The sequence below is a fragment of the Flavobacterium sp. GNP002 genome (assembly GCF_054343795.1).
On record NZ_JBTGUW010000001.1, the window covers coordinates 612,868 to 633,097 of the forward strand.

Here is a 20,230-nt window from a genome sequence, read left to right on the forward strand (position 1 = left end):
TTATAAAATTGTACTTTTGCAAACTGAAAATTCGAAATTATGATTATTGTAAAATCACGTGAAGAAATAGAATTAATGCGCGAAAGTGCGTTGATCGTATCAAAAACATTGGGAATGATTGCTTCTGAAATCAAAGAAGGAGTTACTACTTTATATCTGGACAAATTAGCCGAAGAATTCATTCGTGACCATGGCGCTGAACCAAGTTTTCTTGGATTATATGGCTTTCCAAATTCACTTTGCATGAGTCCAAACGCTCAAGTCGTTCATGGAATCCCAAACAATACGCCTTTAAAAAGCGGCGATGTAATCTCCGTAGATTGTGGCGCATATAAAAACGGATACCATGGCGATCATGCCTATTCTTTTGAAATAGGTGAAGTTGCTCCTGAAACTAAAAAATTATTGCAGGTTACTAAAGAATCATTATACGTTGGAATCCGCGAATTAAGACTAGGAAATCGTGTAGAAGACGTAGGAAATGCAATTCAAAAATATACGGAATCGCATGGTTATGGTGTTGTTCGTGAATTAGTAGGTCATGGCGTAGGACAAAAAATGCATGAAGATCCTGAAATGCCTAATTATGGCAAAAAAGGAAGAGGAAAACTTTTTGTAGAAGGAATGGTTGTTGCCATTGAACCGATGATCAATATGGGAACCCGAAATATCAAACAGCACAAAGACGGCTGGACAATCACGACTGCTGACGGAAAACCAAGTGCACATTTTGAACATGATGTTGCCATTATTGATGGAAAACCGGAGATTTTATCGACTTTTGGATATATTTACAAAGCGTTAGGAATTGTGAGTAATGAAGAAGATGAGTTTAGAAGAGAACCGCTAGTTTTGTAAAGTACTTCATAAATGATTAATATTTCTTATTAAAAATAAAAACAACTACTTTTATAAAAAATAGTACAATGAAACTAAAACTTCAAAATATTGGAATTATTGAAGAAGCCAATATTAATATTGATGGAATTACTTTAATTGCAGGTCAAAATGATTCTGGAAAAAGTACTGTTGGAAAAGTACTATATGCTGTTGTCAAAGGTTTTAACCAGGATATTAATTTATTTCACGAAGAGAAAAATGGAATGATAATATATTATTACCAAAACATTCTAAAAGAATTAAAGAAATTTGATTCTTTTAATATTAACGAATATCAAACTAAAGAAATCAATTCAGACTGGATTGAAAAAATTGAAAAAATTATTAATTCAGAATTAATCACAGAGTCAAAAAAAACAGTTTCTAATTCATTATCCTCTTTGAAGAATTATGATAAAAGTGAATATAATACAAGAGAGGAAAAAGAAAATGAAATTGAAAAATGGCTTAAATCTGAAATAGCAACTCTTCATAATTTATTTAACATTAATGATAATATTTCTAAAATTGAAATAGATGACTTGGAGGGAAATGCAACAATTGAAGATTGGTTTATTGAACTAGGTCGTTACTACCTAAAATTAGACAATAATTTAGAGACCTACTTCAAAGAAGCTTATTATATCGAAAGCCCATTGATTATCGATGAATCATTACAAAGATTTGTGGGAAAAGACAATTTTCAAAGCTATACTAGAAACAGACAAGAAGAATTAGAAAAATCTTTATCAAATCCTCTCCAAACAAATATTTTAGATTATTCTACAATATATAGTGATATTTCTAAAATAATAAGTGGAGAAATTACAATCGATTTACTGGAAGGAGTTAGGTATAAAAAAAATGACCAAGAGATTGACATAAAAAACACTGCAGTTGGTATAAAAAGTTTTGGAATAATTCAATTATTATTGAAAAATAATCGTCTTAACAATAGGACATTACTAATTATTGATGAACCAGAAGTTCATTTACATCCAACCTGGCAAGTAAAATATGCAGAAATTCTTGTAAGACTTTCAAAAGATTTTGATATCCCAATAGTTTTGACATCCCATAGCCCTTATTTCATTGAAGCTCTAGATGCCTTCTCAAAAAAGTACAAATATGAAAAATCTACAAATTTTTATTTTTCTAAAAGAAATGAAGATGGATTATCATCTAAAATTATTGATGTTACAAAAGACATAAGTCCAATATTAAGTTCGATTTCTGAAGCATTTTATAAAATTCAAGATATAAACGATGAGAATTAATGATATCGAAGCCTTTTTTGAGGTAAATGTTTTTAAAAAAAACTTAAAAGATATTTCTTGGGATAAGACAAATCAGGTTTCTTTGATAAATTCGAACAAAGAAAGTTTTGACTTTGATGAACTCAACAAAGAGATAAAAACTTCCGATACAATCTATTTTAAAAATGGAAAAATCATTTTTGTTGAGTTCAAAAGAGGAACTATAAGCGATATTGACTTCAGACTTAAAGCAACCGAAAGTATTATATCATTTTATAATTATGCTTTTAGAAATGGCTTTAAAGAAAATCTATCTTTCCCAAATGATACCTTTCAAATCTACTTTGTATATGACAAAAGTAATTCAAGCCCCGCAAAGCTCAATACATTTAAAGCTTCTGAAAGAAAACTTAAAGCTGAATACAAACATTTGTTTTCAAAATACGAAGTGATAGATAATGATAGATTCCAGAAAATCTTTAAAATATAAATGAAAAAACTATTTAAACTTATACTCAATACCATTCCGCGTCCTATACTTATTCGCTTAAGTTATGTGGCACGTCCTATTATCGCTTATTCATTAAAAGGAACTAATTTCACCGATCCAATCGACGGAAAAAGCTTCAAATCGATGTTGCCTTATGGATACGAAACACAACGAAATAATGTGCTTTCGCCAAGTACACTTTCCCTGGAAAGACATCGTTTATTGTGGTTGTATTTAAATAACGAAACTGATTTTTTTACTTCGACAGTAAAAAAGAAAGTATTGCATTTTGCACCAGAGCAAGCTTTTTATAAATTGTTTCGAAACCAAAAAAATCTGGACTATACAACAACCGATTTATTTTCACCGTTAGCGGATGTGAAAGCAGACATTTGTAATTTGCCTTTTGAAGACAATCAATATGATGTTATTCTTTGTAATCATGTTTTAGAACACATTCCGGATGACACGAAAGCCATGCAGGAATTGTATCGGGTTTTGAAACCAGGCGGAATGGCAATTTTACAAATTCCACAGGATTTATCCAGAGCAACCACTTTTGCTGATGATTCAATTACGGATCAAAAAGAACGCGCTAAAATCTTTGGTCAATACGATCACGTGCGTATTTACGGTCGCGATTATTTTGATAAATTACGAAGTATCGGTTTCAAAGTAATTGAAGAAGATTACACCAATAAAATTGCTCCTGAATTAGTAGAAAAATATTGTTTAGCCAAAGGGGAAATCATCCCTGTTTGTTTTAAATAATTTACCTCATAAAAAAACCTGCTAAAGTTAATTTTAGCAGGTTTTTAGTTTATAAACGAGTTGGTTTATTTTTTCTCTGGCATCAACATTCCAATTACTTTATCTTTTGTAAGATATTTTTTTGCAATATCTTGAATATCCTTAGCGGTTACTGAATTAACAGTTTCTTCAAATTTCAAGACTTCTTCAGCACTACTTCCATTAGTATAAGATCTAGTAAAATTAGACAACCAATATCTGTTTTCTTTGCTATCTTTTCTGAAATCAGCTAATTCTCCTTCTTTAAATTTAGCTACATCTTTTTCATCTGGACCGTTATCAATGATGCTTTGTAATTCTTTCAACGCAGAAGCAGTTAATTTCTCGGCATTATCTGGTCCACATGGGAAACCAATCGTAAAGTTGTACGATCCATTTGGAACTTTATTCATGCTTCCTCTTGCATTAACACCATAAACACCACTTTCATTTTCACGTAATTGCTCGATTAGTTTTATAGTCAAAACTTCACCTAATGCTTGTATACTCATCGCATCTTTAGCAGAATATTTTGCATCTCCATAATACATTATGGTTACATTACTTTTAGGATCTGTTCCTTTATTAACGACTTTTTTCAAATCTCCTTTTAGCAATCTATACCCTAAATCTACTGCTTTTTCTTTTTTATCATTAGCAGGCAAAGATGCTAAATATTTAATAGAATACGCTTCCATAGTTTTATCATCTATGTTTCCAACGAAATAAAACTCAAAATCAGCAGCATTAGCAAAACGCTCTTTGTACTTATTGTACGCTAACTTGTAATCTGTATCAGCCCAAGATTTATCCGTTGGCATAACTCCGTTGAATCTTGGATTTTCCTTGTTCAAATACGTATAAAACTCTTGTTGAAAATAGTTTTGCGGTTGCGAAGCCATATTCTTAAAGAAACTAGACTGCTTTTGTTTAAAACCTTCAAAAGCTTCTGCATCATAGTTCAAATCAGTGAAGTAAGCATGCGTCATTTGGAAAAGATATTCTAAATCCTTAGGAGTGGCATTTCCTCTTAAACCTTCAGTAACACCGCCGATATAAGGACTTACTCTCGCTATTTTACCCGTCATAAATTTATTGATCTCATTCAATTTTAATCCTGAGAATCCGGCTTCTGCCAATGCTCCGTTAGCAAATTGAACTTTTTTCATATCCTCATTAGAGTATAAATTAGTTCCTCCAAGACTCACTGCTTCAAAAAGAACCTCATCGTTTTTGAAATCAGTATTCTTATAGGTCACTTTCACACCATTAGATAATACTAGCGTTTTTGTTCCAATTTTAGCATTGCTTTCACGACTAACAATTGTACCAGGTTTCACCTCATTTCGCATTAAACTTGTAGCAACGGCAGCATCTTCATAAGGTTTAAGATCATCAGCGTTAACTTTCAAAGCATCAAGAACTTGTTGTTCGGTAACTTTTTTCAAACCTTCTTTTTCAGGGCCAGTAAGTATAATTACACGGTTATCTTCTTTTACATAATCTTTAATCAAACTATTTACATCCTTTAATTCAATCAAAGGCATCAATTGTTTCATCGTTTGATAGGTCCATTCAATACCTGGAACTGGTTCTTTTTCTAAGAAATTAGCTTGATATTCTCCAACAAAATTCACTGAATTCGTTTTGTCTCTGTCGTTGTATGCTTTTTCAATAGAAGCAAGGAATTCTAGTTTCGAACGATCTAATTCTCCTTGAGTAAATCCAAATTTCTTAGCTCTCTCATTTTCAGTAACCAATACTTTCAAAGCACTTAATTGCTTATCTTCTTGAGACATTGCTAGAGACTGATATGCTTTTTTATTTCTGGCAAAAGTTCCACCATAATACGAATAACCATAGGTAAATGGAGGTGTAGCTGAATTTGTAAGTTCACCCAATCTAGTATTTAAAAGCGTGGAGAACAATCCTTCAACAATGTAATTTTTAAAATCTCCAATATTTACGATTGCTTTTGGAACTCCATAATCTTTGTAAATCAATTGTACCTGAGTACTTGAAGCTTCTTTATCACTTTCAACAGCTACAAAAGTTTCCTTGTGATTAGGAACGTCATAAAATTTTCTAGGTTTTTCTTTGGCTGGATTTTTATAACTTGAAAAATGAGATATGATTTTCTTCTCCATTTCGGCAACATCAATATCACCAACAACAATTACGCTCATTAAATTAGGACGATACCAATCTTTATAGAAATTGATTAGGGATTGGTGTTTGAATTTTTCTAAAATTTCTTTTTGACCAATTGGCAAACGCTCCGCATAATGTGATTCATGCATCATTTTAGAAATGTAACGACCCAACATTCTCTTTTGAGCACCTAAACCCAATCTGTATTCTTCTAAAACTACGCCTCTTTCTTTATCGATTTCTTCTGGTGTCAAAACCGTATTAAATGCCCAATCTTCAATAATTTGAAACCCTTTTTCTAATTTTTCAGGACTATCAGATGGAATTGGCAAAAAATAAACAGTTTCATCAAAACTGGTATACGCATTTAAATGCTGCCCAAACTTTACACCAATACTTTGCAAATAATCAACCAATTGATTTTTAGGAAAACGCTTGGTTCCGTTAAAACACATGTGCTCCATAAAGTGAGCCAATCCTTGCTGATCATTCTCCTCAAGGATAGAACCAGCATTAACCACCAGCCTAAGATCTACTTTTTTTTCTGGTTTGGCATTTTTCTTGATGTAATAAGTTAAGCCATTTTCCAGCTTACCTGTTTTTACAGAAGGATCAAAAGGAATTGCTTTTGAATAATCCATTTGCTGTGCAAAAGCAGCCAATGGAAACAGCATTATTCCAAATAATAAATTGTTGATTTTTTTCATAAGGTTAGATATATTTGAAGTAAAAATAACAAGACAACTCCTAACTTTTAAAAATATTATATTTTAATTAACAGAAATTACATCCAAAATATATTTACGCTTTGAATTACATTATCGGATAAAAACGGGGAGTATTCCTTATATTTACAAAATCTTAAGCGCTGCAAAATGACAAACCCTTTTTTTAAAATTACCACCTTTATTCTTTTGGTATTTACGGCCAATTCTTCCACTGCACAAGCAGAAAAAGAAATAGCCGCGCCTTACAATATCAAAACGATTTCTTTTTTACAAAGTGATCGAAATGTGATTCCAATTTTTAAATTAGGTGAAGGATTTCAATTGCAGTTTGATGACCTTTTTGGCAATGAAGCCAATTATTATTACGAAATAATTCATTGCGATTACAACTGGAATCCTACCGCAATTCCGAAAAACGAATATTTACAAGGTTTTGACAATCAAAGAATTCAAGATTACACGAATTCCTTCAATACATTACAAATCTATTCGCACTACAAATTATCAATTCCCAATCAATTTACGCAGCAGTTACGAATCAGCGGGAATTACATCATTAAAGTTTTAGACGAAAATAAAGAAGTCGTGTTTTCCAGAAAATTCATTTTATGTGAAGATCTTGTTACAGTTCCAATGCAGGTGAAGCGAGCACGAACAGTAAGCAACATAGAACTGAAACATAATTTAGAATTCTCTATAAAATCAAGTGTAATTACATTTCAAAATCCTATGAAAAATGTTAGAGTAGTCTTACTTCAAAACGGACAGTTTAACACAGCGATAAAAAATATAGTTCCACAATATACCATTGGAAATGACTTGATTTACAAATATGACCCAGAAACACAGTTTTGGGCAGGAAATGAATTTCTATTTTTTGAAAACAAAGACATACGATCCGCGAGTAACAATATATCACGCATAGACTCTAACACTGCAATTTATGGATCTTACTTGTACACCAATGCTGCAAAAACAAACTTTCCTTACTCGTTTACCCAAGATGTTAATGGTGATTTTGTTGTTACTAACGTAAATGCCACTAATCCTGAAATCGAAGCGGATTATGTTTGGATTTATTTCAGTCTTTCTGCCCCTACTTTTAGAATGAAAAAAAATATTTATGTTGGCGGAATGTTTAATAATTACAATTTGACACCAGAATACAAAATGGAGTATAATTCCCAAAAGAGCGTTTATGAAAAAGCTATTTTGGTTAAGCAGGGTTTTACAAACTATAAATATATTGTAGCTGATGACAAAGGAGTTATTGACTATGAAAATGCAATTGACGGGAATTTTTATCAAACCGAAAATGATTACACAGTATTAGTTTATTACAGAGAGAATACAGATCGATACGATAGAGTTGTTGGGAAAGGAATAGCAAATTCACTAAATATCACCAACTAAAAAAACTTTTCAAAAATTTGGCAAAACGAGATCAATTTTTTGTAAATTTGTCAATAATAATCACATATTCATCCATTTAATCATGGTTTCTCAAATAACAAGAGGTATAAAAATTTCAGTTTTGACTAGTTTTGAAGGAACCTACTTCAAAAACTATAAGATTCACTTTGCCTTTAGTTATGTAATCACAATTGAAAATCACAGTAAAGATTCCGTTCAGTTGATTTCTCGTCATTGGGAAATTTTTGATTCTCTAAATGCAATAGAAATCGTTGACGGAGAAGGAGTAATTGGTAAAAAACCAGTACTAAAACCCGGCGAGCAACACACCTATAGTTCTGGCTGTTTACTTTCTTCGCCTTATGGTGCCATGAAAGGATATTTCAACATGATTAACTTCACCTCTACAAGAAACTTCAAAGTTATCGTACCTACTTTTAGGTTATGCGCGCCGTTTGCTTTGAATTAAACCACAACTCTTTTATTAGAATTTTAACTTCCAATCTGATTCTCTGATTGATGAATTATTGCTACCTTTACAGCTCAATTTTTGATTCTAATTAAAATCTATTAATATGCCAAAAGGAATTTACAACGTCCCAAAAGCGTTTAACGAAACCGTTAAGTCATACGCTCCAGGAAGCCCGGAAAGAGAAGAAGTTCTAGCCACTTTCAATAAAATGTATAACGAAACAGTAGATGTGCCTTTATACATTGGAGGAGAAGAAATCCGTACAGGAAAAACTCAATCAATAAATCCTCCTTTCGACCACAAACACACTGTGGGACAGTATCACGAAGCAAATAAAGAACATATAGAAAAAGCCATTTCAACTGCTCTAGAAGCTAAAAAGAAATGGGCAAATTTAGCTTGGGAACACAGAGCTTCGATATTTTTAAAAGCTGCTGAATTGCTTGCCGGACCTTACCGTGCAAAAATAAATGCAGCTACTATGATTGCTCAGGCAAAAACAGTACATCAAGCTGAAATTGATGCAGCATGTGAATTTATAGACTTTTTACGTTATAACGTACAGTTCATGACTCAAATTTATGCTGAACAACCCGTTTCATCAGAAGGTGTTTGGAACAGATTAGAGCATAGACCACTTGAAGGATTTGTTTATGCCATCACTCCATTTAACTTTACAGCAATTGCAGGTAATTTACCAGCTGCTCCAGCATTAATGGGGAATGTTGTAGTTTGGAAACCAAGTGCTACACAAATTTATTCTGCAAATGTAATCGTAGAAGTATTCAAACAAGCAGGATTACCGGATGGCGTAATCAATGTAGTTTATGGAGACTCAGCAATGATTTCTGAAACTTTATTAGGAAGTCCAGATTTCGCAGGAATTCACTTTACAGGTTCCACTCGTGTTTTCAATGACATTTGGGGAAAAATTGGACAAAACATCAGCAAATACAAAACATATCCTAGAATCGTAGGAGAAACTGGTGGTAAAGATTTTGTTGTAGCACATTCATCAGCTATACCAGCTCAAGTTGCTACAGCACTTTCCAGAGGAGCTTTCGAATACCAAGGACAAAAATGTTCCGCTGCTTCAAGAGCTTATGTACCAGAATCTATATGGCCGGAAGTAAAAAAACTACTAGTAGCCGATTTAGCTTCTATGAAAATGGGATCTCCAGGAGATACAAATAATTTCGTTTCATCCGTAATTTCAGAAAGTTCATTTGACAAATTAGCAGGTTTTATTGACCAAGCTAAAAAAGATGCTGATGCCGAAATTATTGCAGGAGGAAATTACGACAAGTCTGTTGGTTATTTTATAGAGCCTACCGTTATCGTAACTACAAATCCAAAATACAGCACAATGGAAACCGAATTATTCGGACCAGTATTGACAATTTACGTTTACGAAGATGCTAAATGGGAAGAAACACTTGTATTAGTGGATTCAACTTCTGAGTACGCATTAACAGGAGCTGTTTTGAGCCAAGACCGTTATGCAATTGAATATGCTATGAAAGTTTTAGAAAATGCCGCAGGTAATTTCTACATCAACGACAAACCAACAGGAGCCGTTGTGGGTCAACAACCATTTGGTGGAGCAAGAGGGTCAGGAACTAACGACAAAGCTGGTTCTGTATTAAACTTATTGCGTTGGGTTTCTCCAAGAACAATCAAAGAAACTTTTGTTACTCCAGAGAACTATAGATATCCGTTTTTAGGGTAATAAATTAGTCGTAAAGTTTAAAAGTCGAAAGTCTTAAAGAACATACAAATAGTAAAAAAGCCGAATCTAAAATTTAGATTCGGCTTTTTTTACATTTTTTCTACTAACTTTTATCTTTCGACCTTATGACTACGATTGAAACTTCAAAGGCAAATGCACTACTTTCTTAGTTTCAAAGAATTCATCTTCAAAGAAATCAGCTAAATTGTATTCCGTAGCTTTTGGGAAATCCTTCAATTCTTCAGTTAAGTCTCCACCCTTTAAATAGAGAATTCCGTTTTTCAATTCGTGTTTGTTGTTCTTTTTGATTTTGGTTTTTACCCAAGAAACAAAATCCGGCATATTTGTAACGGCACGACTCACGATAAAATCGAAATCTCCTTTCACATTTTCGGCACGCATTTGTTCCGCTTTTACATTTTTCAATTCTAATCCTTCGGCAACAGCCTGAACTACTTTTATTTTTTTGGCAATAATATCAATCAAATAAAAACGCGTTTCTGGAAAAAGAATCGCCAAAGGAATACCAGGAAAACCGCCACCTGTACCAACATCCAGAACATAAGTACCTGGTTCAAAATTTATAATTTTGGCAATTCCCAAAGAATGCAATATATGTTTGGTATACAAAGCATCAATATCTTTTCTCGAAATAACATTGATTTTTTCATTCCAATCATGGTATAAAAAATCCAATTTTTCGAACTGTTCTTTCTGAATATCAGTTAAATTAGGAAAATACTTAAGAATCTCGTCCATCTATTAATTTTTTTAACAAAAGTAATACTTTACAGTTAAAATATTTATCTCAATTTTGTATATCCAAAAATTTATAATAATTACCTTTGAACTTTATTGAAAATATATGAATAATAATGCGCCAACATTTGCTAAGCAAGATAGCCTAAAGTTTTTTAGAACACTTAACTCACGGGTTAACAATTACTTCAAAGAAAACAATATCCAAAAGACCGGGAATTGGAAACTATATTTAAAAACTATAATTCTCTTTTCAGTTTTTCTTGCGCCTTATTTTTTAATTCTGACACTTGGCATGCCATTTTGGGCACATCTTCTGTTGACCATTGTTATGGGAATTGGAATGGCTGGAGTAGGAATGAATGTGATGCACGATGGAAATCACGGTTCATATTCTAATAAAACCTGGGTCAACAAATTCATGGGTGGAACTATTTATGTTTTGGCAGGAAATGTATACAACTGGCAAGTGCAACACAATGTTTTACACCACACCTATACCAACATTCCCGGACATGATGAGGATTTAGATGCCGGACGTGTTATCCGTTTTACTAAAGAAGCAAAATGGTATAACTTTCACCGTTTTCAACAATATTATTCGGTATTCTTATACGGATTACTAACCTTCAACTGGGCTATCACAACTGATTTCAAACAGATGAGAAGCTACTTGAAAAGAAAATTATCCTACGGAGAAGCAAAAAGCCCAAAAATACTTTGGACGACTTTAATTATCACAAAAGTAATTTATGTTTCAATCTGGATTGTTTTACCAATCGTTATTGGAATCACATGGTGGAAAGTTCTTATTGGTTTCTTCGTGATGCATTATACAGCTGGTTTAATCCTAAGTATTGTGTTTCAATTGGCACACGTTGTGGAAGAAACAACCAATCCATCACCAAATGAATTAGGAGAGATGGACAATACTTGGGCCATACACCAATTATTTACCACCACTAATTTTGCTCCAAAAAACGCAATCGTAAACTGGTACACAGGAGGGTTAAATCACCAAATCGAGCATCATATTTTCCCAAATATCAGTCATGTACATTATGGTAAAATTGCCAGTATCGTAAAAGAAACGGCTCAAGAATGCAACTTGCCGTATTACGAATATAAAACAATGCGAAGTGCAGTTATTGCTCATTTCAAACATTTGAAAGAGTTGGGAATGAAACCGGAACTTACATAATTAAACAGAACATGTTGTAGAGATGAACTGCAATGCATCTCTACATGCATCTTTACAATAATAAATATACTAACTACAACCTATTACAATGAATCCATTATCCGATAGAATTAACAATCTAGCAACATCACAAACACTAGCAATGGCGGCTTTGGCCAGAGAATTAAAAGCACAAGGAAAAGACATTATCAGCTTAAGCTTAGGCGAACCTGACTTTAATACGCCTGACTTTATCAAAGAAGCAGCAAAAAAAGCGATTGATGAAAATTACAGCACTTATTCTCCAGTAGAAGGATATGCTGAATTAAAAGAAGCAATCTGCAGAAAATTCAAAAGAGACAATGATTTAGACTACAAACCATCTCAAATTGTAGTTTCAACTGGAGCAAAACAATCCTTATACAACATTGCACAAGTTATGCTAAACGATGGTGACGAGGTAATTTTACCGGCACCTTACTGGGTTTCTTATTTCGAAATCGTAAAATTATCCGGTGGAGTTCCTGTAGAAGTTCCTACATCTGTAGATACTGATTTCAAAATCACACCAGAACAATTAGAAGCGGCAATCACACCAAAAACAAAAATGATGTGGTTCAGTTCTCCTTGTAATCCAAGTGGATCTGTTTATAATAGAGAAGAATTAACTGCTCTTGCAAAAGTGTTAGAAAAATACCCACACGTATATATTGTTGCTGACGAAATCTACGAGCACATCAATTTCTCAGGGACTTTTTGCAGCATCGCATCTATCCCAGGAATGTTAGAAAGAACAATTACCGTAAATGGAGTTGCTAAAGCTTTCGCCATGACAGGATGGAGAATTGGATACATTGGCGCACCAGAATTCATCGCTAAAGCGTGTACAAAAATTCAAGGTCAAGTAACCTCAGGAGCAAATTCTATCGCACAACGCGCTACAATTACAGCAGTAGATGCTGATCCAAGTGTATTGAAACACATGGTTGATGCCTTCCATAGCCGTAGAGATTTAGTGGTAGGATTATTAAAAGAAATTCCAGGAGTAAAAATCAACGTTCCTGAAGGAGCTTTTTACGTATTCCCTGATGTTTCCTCTTTCTTCGGTAAAACATTGAAAGGAACCGAAATCAAAAATGCAATGGATTTATCAATGTACCTTTTGGCCGAAGCTAACGTAGCAACAGTAACAGGTGACGCTTTTGGAAATCCAGACTGTATTCGTTTCTCTTACGCAACCAGCGACGAGATCTTGAAAGAAGCATTAAAAAGAATCAAAGATGCTTTGGCACTTTAGTCAAACCTCATAAAATAGAAAGTTAGAAAGTCAAAAATCCAACTTACAATATCATCTAAGCCTCAAGATATTCTTGGGGTTTTCTTGTTTTTGGGCGTGACCACAAGGGTCAGGCTTTCCGCTACAATCTTTATATTTTTAAAGAAAAAATATAAAGGATTTCCACTGCACTCCCTCACGCAAACCCTGCCAAAATCCTAATTATTCTAATCCAGCACGGAATGTTCGTGAGCTTTCCTTACACTTCTTAACACATTCAGAAACATAATGAAATCGCTGATGATTTGTATTTTTAATTTTATACTTTTAAGGTAATAATTAAAAAACAAACTTCTATGATAAGTGAAAATTTTACTTTTATCAAAACTGATAAAAAATTAGTAAAATTATATTTCAACGAAATTACCGTAATTAAAGGTTTAGGAAATTATGTTGAAATTCAAACAACAGAAAATAAAAAATATATTTATTACAAATCGCTAAAAGATTTAATTGAAAACTTACCAAACGAATTTATGAGAGTCCATAATTCGCACATAGTAAATTTAACTAACATTGATATTTTAGAGGATAATCACATAATTTTAAAGACCGCAAAAGTTGCAATCGGAAAAAGTTACAAAGAATGTCTAAATTCGGCTATAAATAAATACACGTTGTAATTACAAAATAAGAAATAGAAATAACGAAATAAGAAATTAATACGTTTGAATAAAAAGTTTTTAGAAAAGGTTTATTAAGTTTTAGTTTACTCGAAAGAAGAAAATAAAAAGAACAATATTAAAACTAATTTTAATCGTAATTATGACAACTCAAAATTCAAAAGCACAAGAATTAACTAAAAATTATCCATTAGAAAAAGACGTTTTAACAATCGACGGAATAATCAAAGCATTTTATGAAGTCGTTTCAGGAGAAGCAGGAGAAAAAAGACAATGGGAAAGAGATTCATCAATTCATGATCCAAATGCAATTTATTCATACTTGGACAATGTAAACGGGGAATTAAAACAAGTAACAATGTCGCTGAAAGATTTTCATAAAAAAACCGATGCAATGATAATGGAAACTGCATTTTATGAAAGTGAAATTAATAGAGAAATGAGATTATTTGGAAACATTGCACATGTTTGGAGTACATATGAAACGAGATTGGTGAAAAATGGACCAGTAGCAAGAAGAGGAATTAACAGTATTCAACTTTTCTTCGATAAAGGAAAATGGAGCATTGTTTCGCTGATATTTGAAAGAGAAAGAGAAGAAAAAATTCCAAAAACATTTGAACCAAATTAATAAATTTTGATAAAAAAAACATCGTCCAACCGCCATTTGCAAAATAGCAGATTTAGGGTCAATTTAAAGTTGGTATTCTAATTGTAAAATCAGTCTTTAACTGAAAGTTTAGGCTTACTTAAGCAGTCACATCACCAAGTAGCCAACCGTTATATGACCTGAAATATTTATAAAAAAAAGAAAAAAATATATGTTTAATATTTAGACAAACCTGTTACAATCATTTAACATTATTCTAAAAACAATCTCTAACATTCACATCAAAACCCAAACCATCATGCTAACCGCCATCAACCCAAAGTTACCCATGCGCAACAAAACGATTACACGGAATTTCTATATAAACCAATTGGGTTTTCAGGAATGGGGTAGCGCGGATTTTGATGGGTATTTGATGATACAAAAAGACAGCATTGAAATTCATTTTTTTGAGTTTGCAACCATTAATGCTGTTGAAAATTACTCAGGAGTTTACATTCGGGTGCAGGATATCGAAACCGTATATAAAAACTTCTTGAACAATGGCGTTACCATTCATCCCAATGGTCCTCTGGAAATCAAACCTTGGGGACAAAAAGAATTTTCTATCCTCGATCCAGACAACAACTTACTTACTTTTGGGGAAAGTTTGTAACTAAATCAGTGACAAACCGTACAATGGAATTATTTCTAAAAAAAATCGAGTTCTGAATTAGAAATCTTGAATAATTTATAGGAACTTTACAAACTTTTTTGGGCGAAAGCCAAAAAACTTAAAGTTTTAAAAATAATTAATTTATCATCAACTCGATGAAGAAAAAAATAGAGATACTTGCTCCTGCTAAAGATTTAATACATGGAATGGCAGCCATCAATAGCGGTGCCGATGCCGTTTATATCGGAGCCCCACAATTTGGAGCCCGTTCTAATGCTACCAATTCTATCGAAGACGTTGCCGCGTTAGTAAAATATGCACACTTATTCCACGCCCAGGTTTTTGTGGTTATCAACACCATTTTGTACGATAATGAACTTGAAACCTGCCGTCAGATGATTTGGAAATTGTATGACATCAATGTTGATGCCCTCATCGTTCAAGATATGGCGATTATGGAAATGGACTTGCCACCTATTGTTTTACACGCCAGCACACAAGCAAACAACCGCGATGCTGACAAAATTAAATTCTTAAAAGATGCCGGAATGAAACGTGTGGTTTTGGCCCGCGAATTGAATCTGCACCAAATCAAAGAAATCAGCACCGCTTCGGATGTAGAGTTGGAGTTTTTTGTAACTGGTGCCTTGTGCGTATCTTTCAGCGGAAACTGCTACATGAGCGTTGCCAATGGAGAACGAAGTGCCAACCGTGGTTCTTGCGCTCAAAACTGCCGCTTGCCGTACAACTTAATCGACGGTCACGGTGATACTTTAATCAAAAACAGCCACTTACTTTCTATAAAAGATTTTGATGTTTCAGACCAGATTCCCAATCTTATTGAAGCTGGAGTTTGCTCTTTTAAAATCGAAGGCCGATTGAAAGATATTGTCTACGTAAAAAATAATGTTTCGTACCTGAGACAAAAACTGGATGCTTTCCTCGAAGAAAATGATAGTTACGCCAAAGCTTCTTCAGGAAAGTGCACCTTTACATTTGATGCAGCATTAAACAAAAGTTTTAACCGTGGTTATACGGATTATTTTGTAAACGAAAGACACCAATCCATCGGTTCTTGGGAAAGTCCAAAATCCAAAGGGCAATATATTGGTAAACTCATTAAAACTGTTGGTGGCGCTTATGAAATCGAAAACGGAGAATTGTTAAACAATGGCGACGGACTGTGTTACATTAACGAAAATAATGAAGCCGATGGAATTTATGTCAACAAAGTCGAAAATGGCTTGGCATATCCAAACGTATTAAAAGATCTAAAAGCAGGCACTTTCATTTACCGCAACAATGATGCTGCTTTCATCAAAATAGTGGAGCGTGAGGACAGTGCCATTCGAAAAATAAGCACCACTTTATTGCTGACTGAAAACGAAAATGGTTTCGAATTGATTGCTACCGATGAAGATGGTTATGTGAGTACCGTAAACTTGGTCCATGCCAAAGAGCAGACAAAAAATAACGAATCTATTGCTGAAAATATCAAAATACAATTGGCCAAAACAGGTTTTACACCCTACACCGCCGATGGAATAAACGTAATGTTTTCGCAAAACTGGTTTCTTCCTATTTCTAAAATCAATGAAATGCGAAGAACGGTTTACGAACAATTATCGGAAATTCGTCTCGTTAATTACAAGTGCGAAGAACACCAAATAGTTAAAACATCGCATCCGTATCCGGAAACCAAACTAGATTTCATGTACAATGTATCTAATAAACTGGCTCGAAAATTCTACGAGCGTCACGGCGTTACTGAAATCGAAAAAGCATTCGAATTGCAATGGGACCCCGGAAAATCACGCGTGATGACCACCAAATACTGTATCAAATACGAATTAGAAAGATGCCCAAAATACCATCGTGAAAACATGGAACAAAAACTCAAAGAACCATTGGTATTGAAACAAGGAGAACTGGAGTACAAACTGAAATTCAATTGTAAACCTTGTGAAATGGAAATTTGGGAGAAAGATGCCGAATTCGAAATCGAAGAAGATCACGTTCACTAAAACACTAATACATTTTTTGAACCATTAAGAAATTAAGCGAAATGAAACTTAATTTCTTAATGGTTTTTTATTCGCTTAAAATGAAAAGCAATTTTCATTTTAAAAACGTGCCATTGAACACAAAATAACTGGCACTTTTGCAGTCATAAAAAAGCAATTCAGTATTTTTACATTCTAATTAAGACTTCAAAAAATGAAAATACTACTGCTTGGCTCAGGCGAATTAGGAAAAGAATTTACAATCGCTGCACAACGCATCGGGCAAATCGTAATCGCCGTGGACAGTTACGAAAATGCTCCGGCAATGCAAGTTGCCCATGATTTTGAAGTCATCAATATGTTGGACGGAGATGCGTTAGACAAAATCGTCGCCAAACACAAACCAAATTTCATCGTTCCTGAAATCGAAGCCATTAGAACCGAGCGTTTTTATGATTACGAGAAACAAGGAATCACCGTAGTTCCTTCTGCGAAAGCAGCAAACTTCACGATGAATAGGAAAGCAATCCGGGATTTAGCATCCAAAGAATTAGGTTTAAAAACCGCAAATTACCGTTACGCAACAACTGCCGAGGAATTACAAAAAGGTGTTGAAGCCGTTGGAATGCCCTGCGTGGTAAAACCCTTAATGAGTTCCTCAGGAAAAGGACAATCAACTATAAAAATCGAAGCCGATATTGAAAAAGCATGGAATTATGCTGTGGAAGGTTCCCGCGGCGATGTGGTAGAAGTAATTGTAGAAGCATTTGTCAAATTTAATTCGGAGATTACTTTATTAACCGTGGTTCAAAATAACAATCCAACACTTTTTTGCGCTCCTATTGGTCACCGTCAAGAACGTGGCGATTATCAGGAAAGCTGGCAACCCGCCAGAATATCCGACAAAGATTTGTATGAAGCGCAAGACATGGCTGAAAAAGTAACCGAAGCTTTGGGCGGTGCAGGACTTTTTGGAGTCGAATTTTTCTTGACTGATGATGGTGTTTATTTCTCGGAATTATCCCCTCGACCTCATGATACTGGAATGGTGACATTAGCCGGAACGCAAAACTTCAACGAATTCGAATTACATTTACGAGCTATTTTGAGTTTACCCATTTTCGAAATTACATTAGAAAAAGTGGGAGCGAGTGCTGTAATTTTAGCTTCGGAAAATTCAACCAATCCAACCTATTCCGGAATAGAAAATATTGCTTCCTTACCAAAAACTGATTTCAGAATCTTTGGTAAACCAACTTCAAGACCGTATAGAAGAATGGCTGTAGCTTTAGTCAATGATACTTTAGAAACTCCAATTGAAGAAGTGGTAGAAAAAGCAAAGAAAGCAGCTAGTTTAGTTAACGTGCACTCGTAATTTATTTAATACATTTTCTTTATTAAAAATACAACAAGATGAAAAAAATCCGCTAAATCCGTGTCGTCAGCGTTCTGTTTTTTCATCTTGTAAGTTATCGTTTAAGCATTCGAAAGTTCGTCGGAGTCATTCCAGTATGTTTCTTGAACAAGCGGGTGAAATACGAATAATCATCAAAGCCTAATTCGGTTGCAATTTCATTTACAGTAAACTTTTTATCCATCAGCATGCGTTTCGCTTCAAGGATAATTCTAGCTGTAATCACTTCGGTTGTGGTTTTTTGCAACATTTCATTGCAAATCCTGTTCAAGTGTTTCAAAGTAATATTGAGTTGTGAAGCGTAGAAAAAAGGTGCCTTTTCTGTTTTAAAATTATTCCCTAAAAGCACTTCGAAATTTTTAATTTTCACATTATACGAATGTGCTTCGTGCAAATGTGTTTCACCATATTTTCTGGCAATTTCGATGTGAATGATATCCAACAAATTCATTATTTTATCTTGCTTCAACAGCTGATTCGATTGTGTTTCTACAATCAGGCTTTCAAAATAAGGCAGAATCGCTTTCAATTCAGATACTTCAAAAACCATTTCCGGTTTATTGTCCACCGAAGAATAAAATGGATAGTCAGCGATTGTTTTTTGTCCAAAATAAAGATTATACATTTCCTGAGAATAGAAAATTACAAATCCTTCCACGTCATCAGATAAATTCCAATGGTGCATTTGTCCGGGTTGCAGAAAAAACATACTTCCGGGCTGAATCGAAAATACATCAAAATCGACTTCATGCGTTCCGGAACCTTTGGTAAAAAAAACCAAAACATACGAACTATGTCGATGCGGTTCCTCAACAAAACTATGGTCAATTAAGTGATTTTTAAAGGTATTAATATACAAATCACTATTCACTGAAGTACAGTTAAACCGCTGAATGTTATAAATAGGATATTTTTTCATTTTGGCCTAAATGTCTTTATTGTGCTATAATTAGCGAATATAGAAAACATCCATGACATGAATAAGAAATACCTTTGATAAAAATAATTACGATGTCAAATTCTATTGTACACATCTTGAATAATGATTGCCCTCATTGTCTTAAAGGCAAAGTTTTCAATGAAAAAAGTATCTTTTTCAATTTTGGATTCCCTAAAATGAACGAATATTGCTCTCATTGCAACTATAAATTCGAAAAAGAACCTGGTTACTTTTTTGGAGCCATGTATGTAAACTATGGTTTAACAGTAGCACAAGGAATTGCAACTTATGTTATTGCTCAATTCTTCTTTAAAGAAACTTTCGATTTACGAATCATTCCAATCATTGCCGTGGTGATTATTGCAATGGCTTCCATCAATATTCGTCTTTCCAGATTATTGTGGATTTACATGTTTAAAAATTATTCGATGTAAAAAACCTGTATCTTAGCTAAAGTAAAATTTAATCATTTATGAAAAAGATACTATACTTAGCTATTTTATTCTCTGCGACACTTGCAAGCGCTCAGGATAAAAAAGAAGAACCAAAACATCAAATTGTTGAAGCTTCGTGCGGACAATGTCAGTTTGGGATGGAAGGACACGGTTGTGAATTAGCTGTTCGCATTGACGGAAAATCCTATTTTGTTGACGGAAGTTCCATCGACTCCCATGGTGATGCGCATGCCAGTGATGGTTTTTGCGCTGCTATAAGAAAAGCTGAAGTGGTTGGTAAAGTGGTTGACAATAAATTCAAAGTCAGCTCATTCAAATTACTGTCAAAAAAATAAAAAAAAGGGCTTA

19 protein-coding genes are annotated in these 20,230 nt (G+C 33.8%); 16 read left to right on the forward strand and 3 right to left on the reverse strand.

All coding sequences use genetic code 11. From position 1 onward, the window contains the following. Positions 1-39 precede the first annotated feature (39 nt). The 4 genes from map (at position 40) to ACXX80_RS02815 (ending at position 3,396) form a co-directional block, all read left to right on the forward strand. Positions 40-858, forward strand: a complete 819-nt coding sequence (gene map / locus ACXX80_RS02800) for a type I methionyl aminopeptidase (protein WP_458551896.1) — start codon at positions 40-42, stop codon at positions 856-858. Between the two features lie 68 nt (positions 859-926). Continuing rightward, positions 927-2,156 carry an AAA family ATPase gene (locus tag ACXX80_RS02805; protein ID WP_458551897.1) on the forward strand — a complete coding sequence of 410 codons (1,230 nt, stop codon included), beginning with the start codon at positions 927-929 and terminating at the stop codon, positions 2,154-2,156. Continuing rightward, entirely contained in the window at positions 2,146-2,625 is a 480-nt protein-coding gene (locus tag ACXX80_RS02810; RefSeq protein ID WP_458551898.1) for a hypothetical protein, read from the forward strand. The genes ACXX80_RS02805 and ACXX80_RS02810 overlap by 11 nt, the downstream gene beginning before the upstream one ends. Further along, on the forward strand, positions 2,626-3,396 hold the full coding sequence (locus ACXX80_RS02815; protein ID WP_458551899.1) for a class I SAM-dependent methyltransferase: 771 nt from the start codon (positions 2,626-2,628) through the stop codon (positions 3,394-3,396). It begins immediately after the preceding gene. 65 nt (positions 3,397-3,461) lie between these two features. Here ACXX80_RS02815 and ACXX80_RS02820 read toward each other — a convergent pair whose 3' ends face one another. After that, the gene (locus ACXX80_RS02820) at positions 3,462-6,272 is read right to left on the reverse strand and encodes a M16 family metallopeptidase (RefSeq protein ID WP_458551900.1); all 2,811 of its coding nucleotides are present in this window, start codon (positions 6,270-6,272) and stop codon (positions 3,462-3,464) included. Positions 6,273-6,440: 168 nt separating this feature from the next. Here ACXX80_RS02820 and ACXX80_RS02825 point away from each other — a divergent pair, with 168 nt between their 5' ends. The 3 genes from ACXX80_RS02825 (at position 6,441) to pruA (ending at position 9,907) form a co-directional block, all read left to right on the forward strand. Beyond that, positions 6,441-7,706, forward strand: coding sequence for a type IX secretion system plug protein (locus tag ACXX80_RS02825; protein ID WP_458551901.1), 1,266 nt, complete (start codon positions 6,441-6,443; stop codon positions 7,704-7,706). 82 nt (positions 7,707-7,788) lie between these two features. Beyond that, positions 7,789-8,175, forward strand: a complete 387-nt coding sequence (gene apaG, locus ACXX80_RS02830; protein WP_315206627.1) for a Co2+/Mg2+ efflux facilitator ApaG/CorD — start codon at positions 7,789-7,791, stop codon at positions 8,173-8,175. Between the two features lie 106 nt (positions 8,176-8,281). Continuing rightward, positions 8,282-9,907 (forward strand): L-glutamate gamma-semialdehyde dehydrogenase, encoded by a 1,626-nt coding sequence (gene pruA, locus ACXX80_RS02835; RefSeq protein ID WP_315206624.1) that lies wholly within the window; start codon positions 8,282-8,284, stop codon positions 9,905-9,907. Between the two features lie 129 nt (positions 9,908-10,036). On the opposite strand, the gene rsmG is transcribed toward pruA, so the two are convergent. Further along, on the reverse strand, positions 10,037-10,666 hold the full coding sequence (rsmG, locus tag ACXX80_RS02840; RefSeq protein ID WP_165151913.1) for a 16S rRNA (guanine(527)-N(7))-methyltransferase RsmG: 630 nt from the start codon (positions 10,664-10,666) through the stop codon (positions 10,037-10,039). Positions 10,667-10,772: 106 nt separating this feature from the next. Between rsmG and ACXX80_RS02845 the strand changes: the two genes are divergently transcribed. The 7 genes from ACXX80_RS02845 (at position 10,773) to purT (ending at position 18,448) form a co-directional block, all read left to right on the forward strand. Then, positions 10,773-11,867, forward strand: coding sequence for a fatty acid desaturase family protein (locus ACXX80_RS02845; RefSeq protein WP_458551902.1), 1,095 nt, complete (start codon positions 10,773-10,775; stop codon positions 11,865-11,867). 88 nt (positions 11,868-11,955) lie between these two features. Further along, positions 11,956-13,143, forward strand: coding sequence for a pyridoxal phosphate-dependent aminotransferase (locus ACXX80_RS02850; RefSeq protein ID WP_417991361.1), 1,188 nt, complete (start codon positions 11,956-11,958; stop codon positions 13,141-13,143). Positions 13,144-13,478: 335 nt separating this feature from the next. Beyond that, positions 13,479-13,805 (forward strand): LytR/AlgR family response regulator transcription factor, encoded by a 327-nt coding sequence (locus ACXX80_RS02855; protein WP_458551903.1) that lies wholly within the window; start codon positions 13,479-13,481, stop codon positions 13,803-13,805. Positions 13,806-13,947: 142 nt separating this feature from the next. Continuing rightward, positions 13,948-14,436, forward strand: coding sequence for a hypothetical protein (locus tag ACXX80_RS02860; protein ID WP_458551904.1), 489 nt, complete (start codon positions 13,948-13,950; stop codon positions 14,434-14,436). Positions 14,437-14,713: 277 nt separating this feature from the next. After that, positions 14,714-15,070, forward strand: a complete 357-nt coding sequence (locus ACXX80_RS02865) for a bleomycin resistance protein (protein WP_458551905.1) — start codon at positions 14,714-14,716, stop codon at positions 15,068-15,070. Positions 15,071-15,225: 155 nt separating this feature from the next. Beyond that, positions 15,226-17,094 carry a peptidase U32 family protein gene (locus ACXX80_RS02870; protein WP_458551906.1) on the forward strand — a complete coding sequence of 623 codons (1,869 nt, stop codon included), beginning with the start codon at positions 15,226-15,228 and terminating at the stop codon, positions 17,092-17,094. 193 nt (positions 17,095-17,287) lie between these two features. Continuing rightward, positions 17,288-18,448, forward strand: coding sequence for a formate-dependent phosphoribosylglycinamide formyltransferase (gene purT, locus ACXX80_RS02875; RefSeq protein WP_458551907.1), 1,161 nt, complete (start codon positions 17,288-17,290; stop codon positions 18,446-18,448). A 94-nt stretch (positions 18,449-18,542) separates the two neighbouring features. Here purT and ACXX80_RS02880 read toward each other — a convergent pair whose 3' ends face one another. Beyond that, positions 18,543-19,406, reverse strand: a complete 864-nt coding sequence (locus ACXX80_RS02880) for an AraC family transcriptional regulator (protein ID WP_458551908.1) — start codon at positions 19,404-19,406, stop codon at positions 18,543-18,545. Between the two features lie 92 nt (positions 19,407-19,498). On the opposite strand from ACXX80_RS02880, the gene ACXX80_RS02885 reads away from it, so the two are divergent. Then, positions 19,499-19,861: a DUF983 domain-containing protein gene (locus tag ACXX80_RS02885; RefSeq protein ID WP_196852132.1), complete on the forward strand. Its 363-nt coding sequence runs from the start codon at positions 19,499-19,501 to the stop codon at positions 19,859-19,861. Positions 19,862-19,899: 38 nt separating this feature from the next. Next, positions 19,900-20,217, forward strand: coding sequence for a DUF6370 family protein (locus ACXX80_RS02890; RefSeq protein WP_458551909.1), 318 nt, complete (start codon positions 19,900-19,902; stop codon positions 20,215-20,217). The last annotated feature ends 13 nt before the right edge of the window (positions 20,218-20,230 follow it).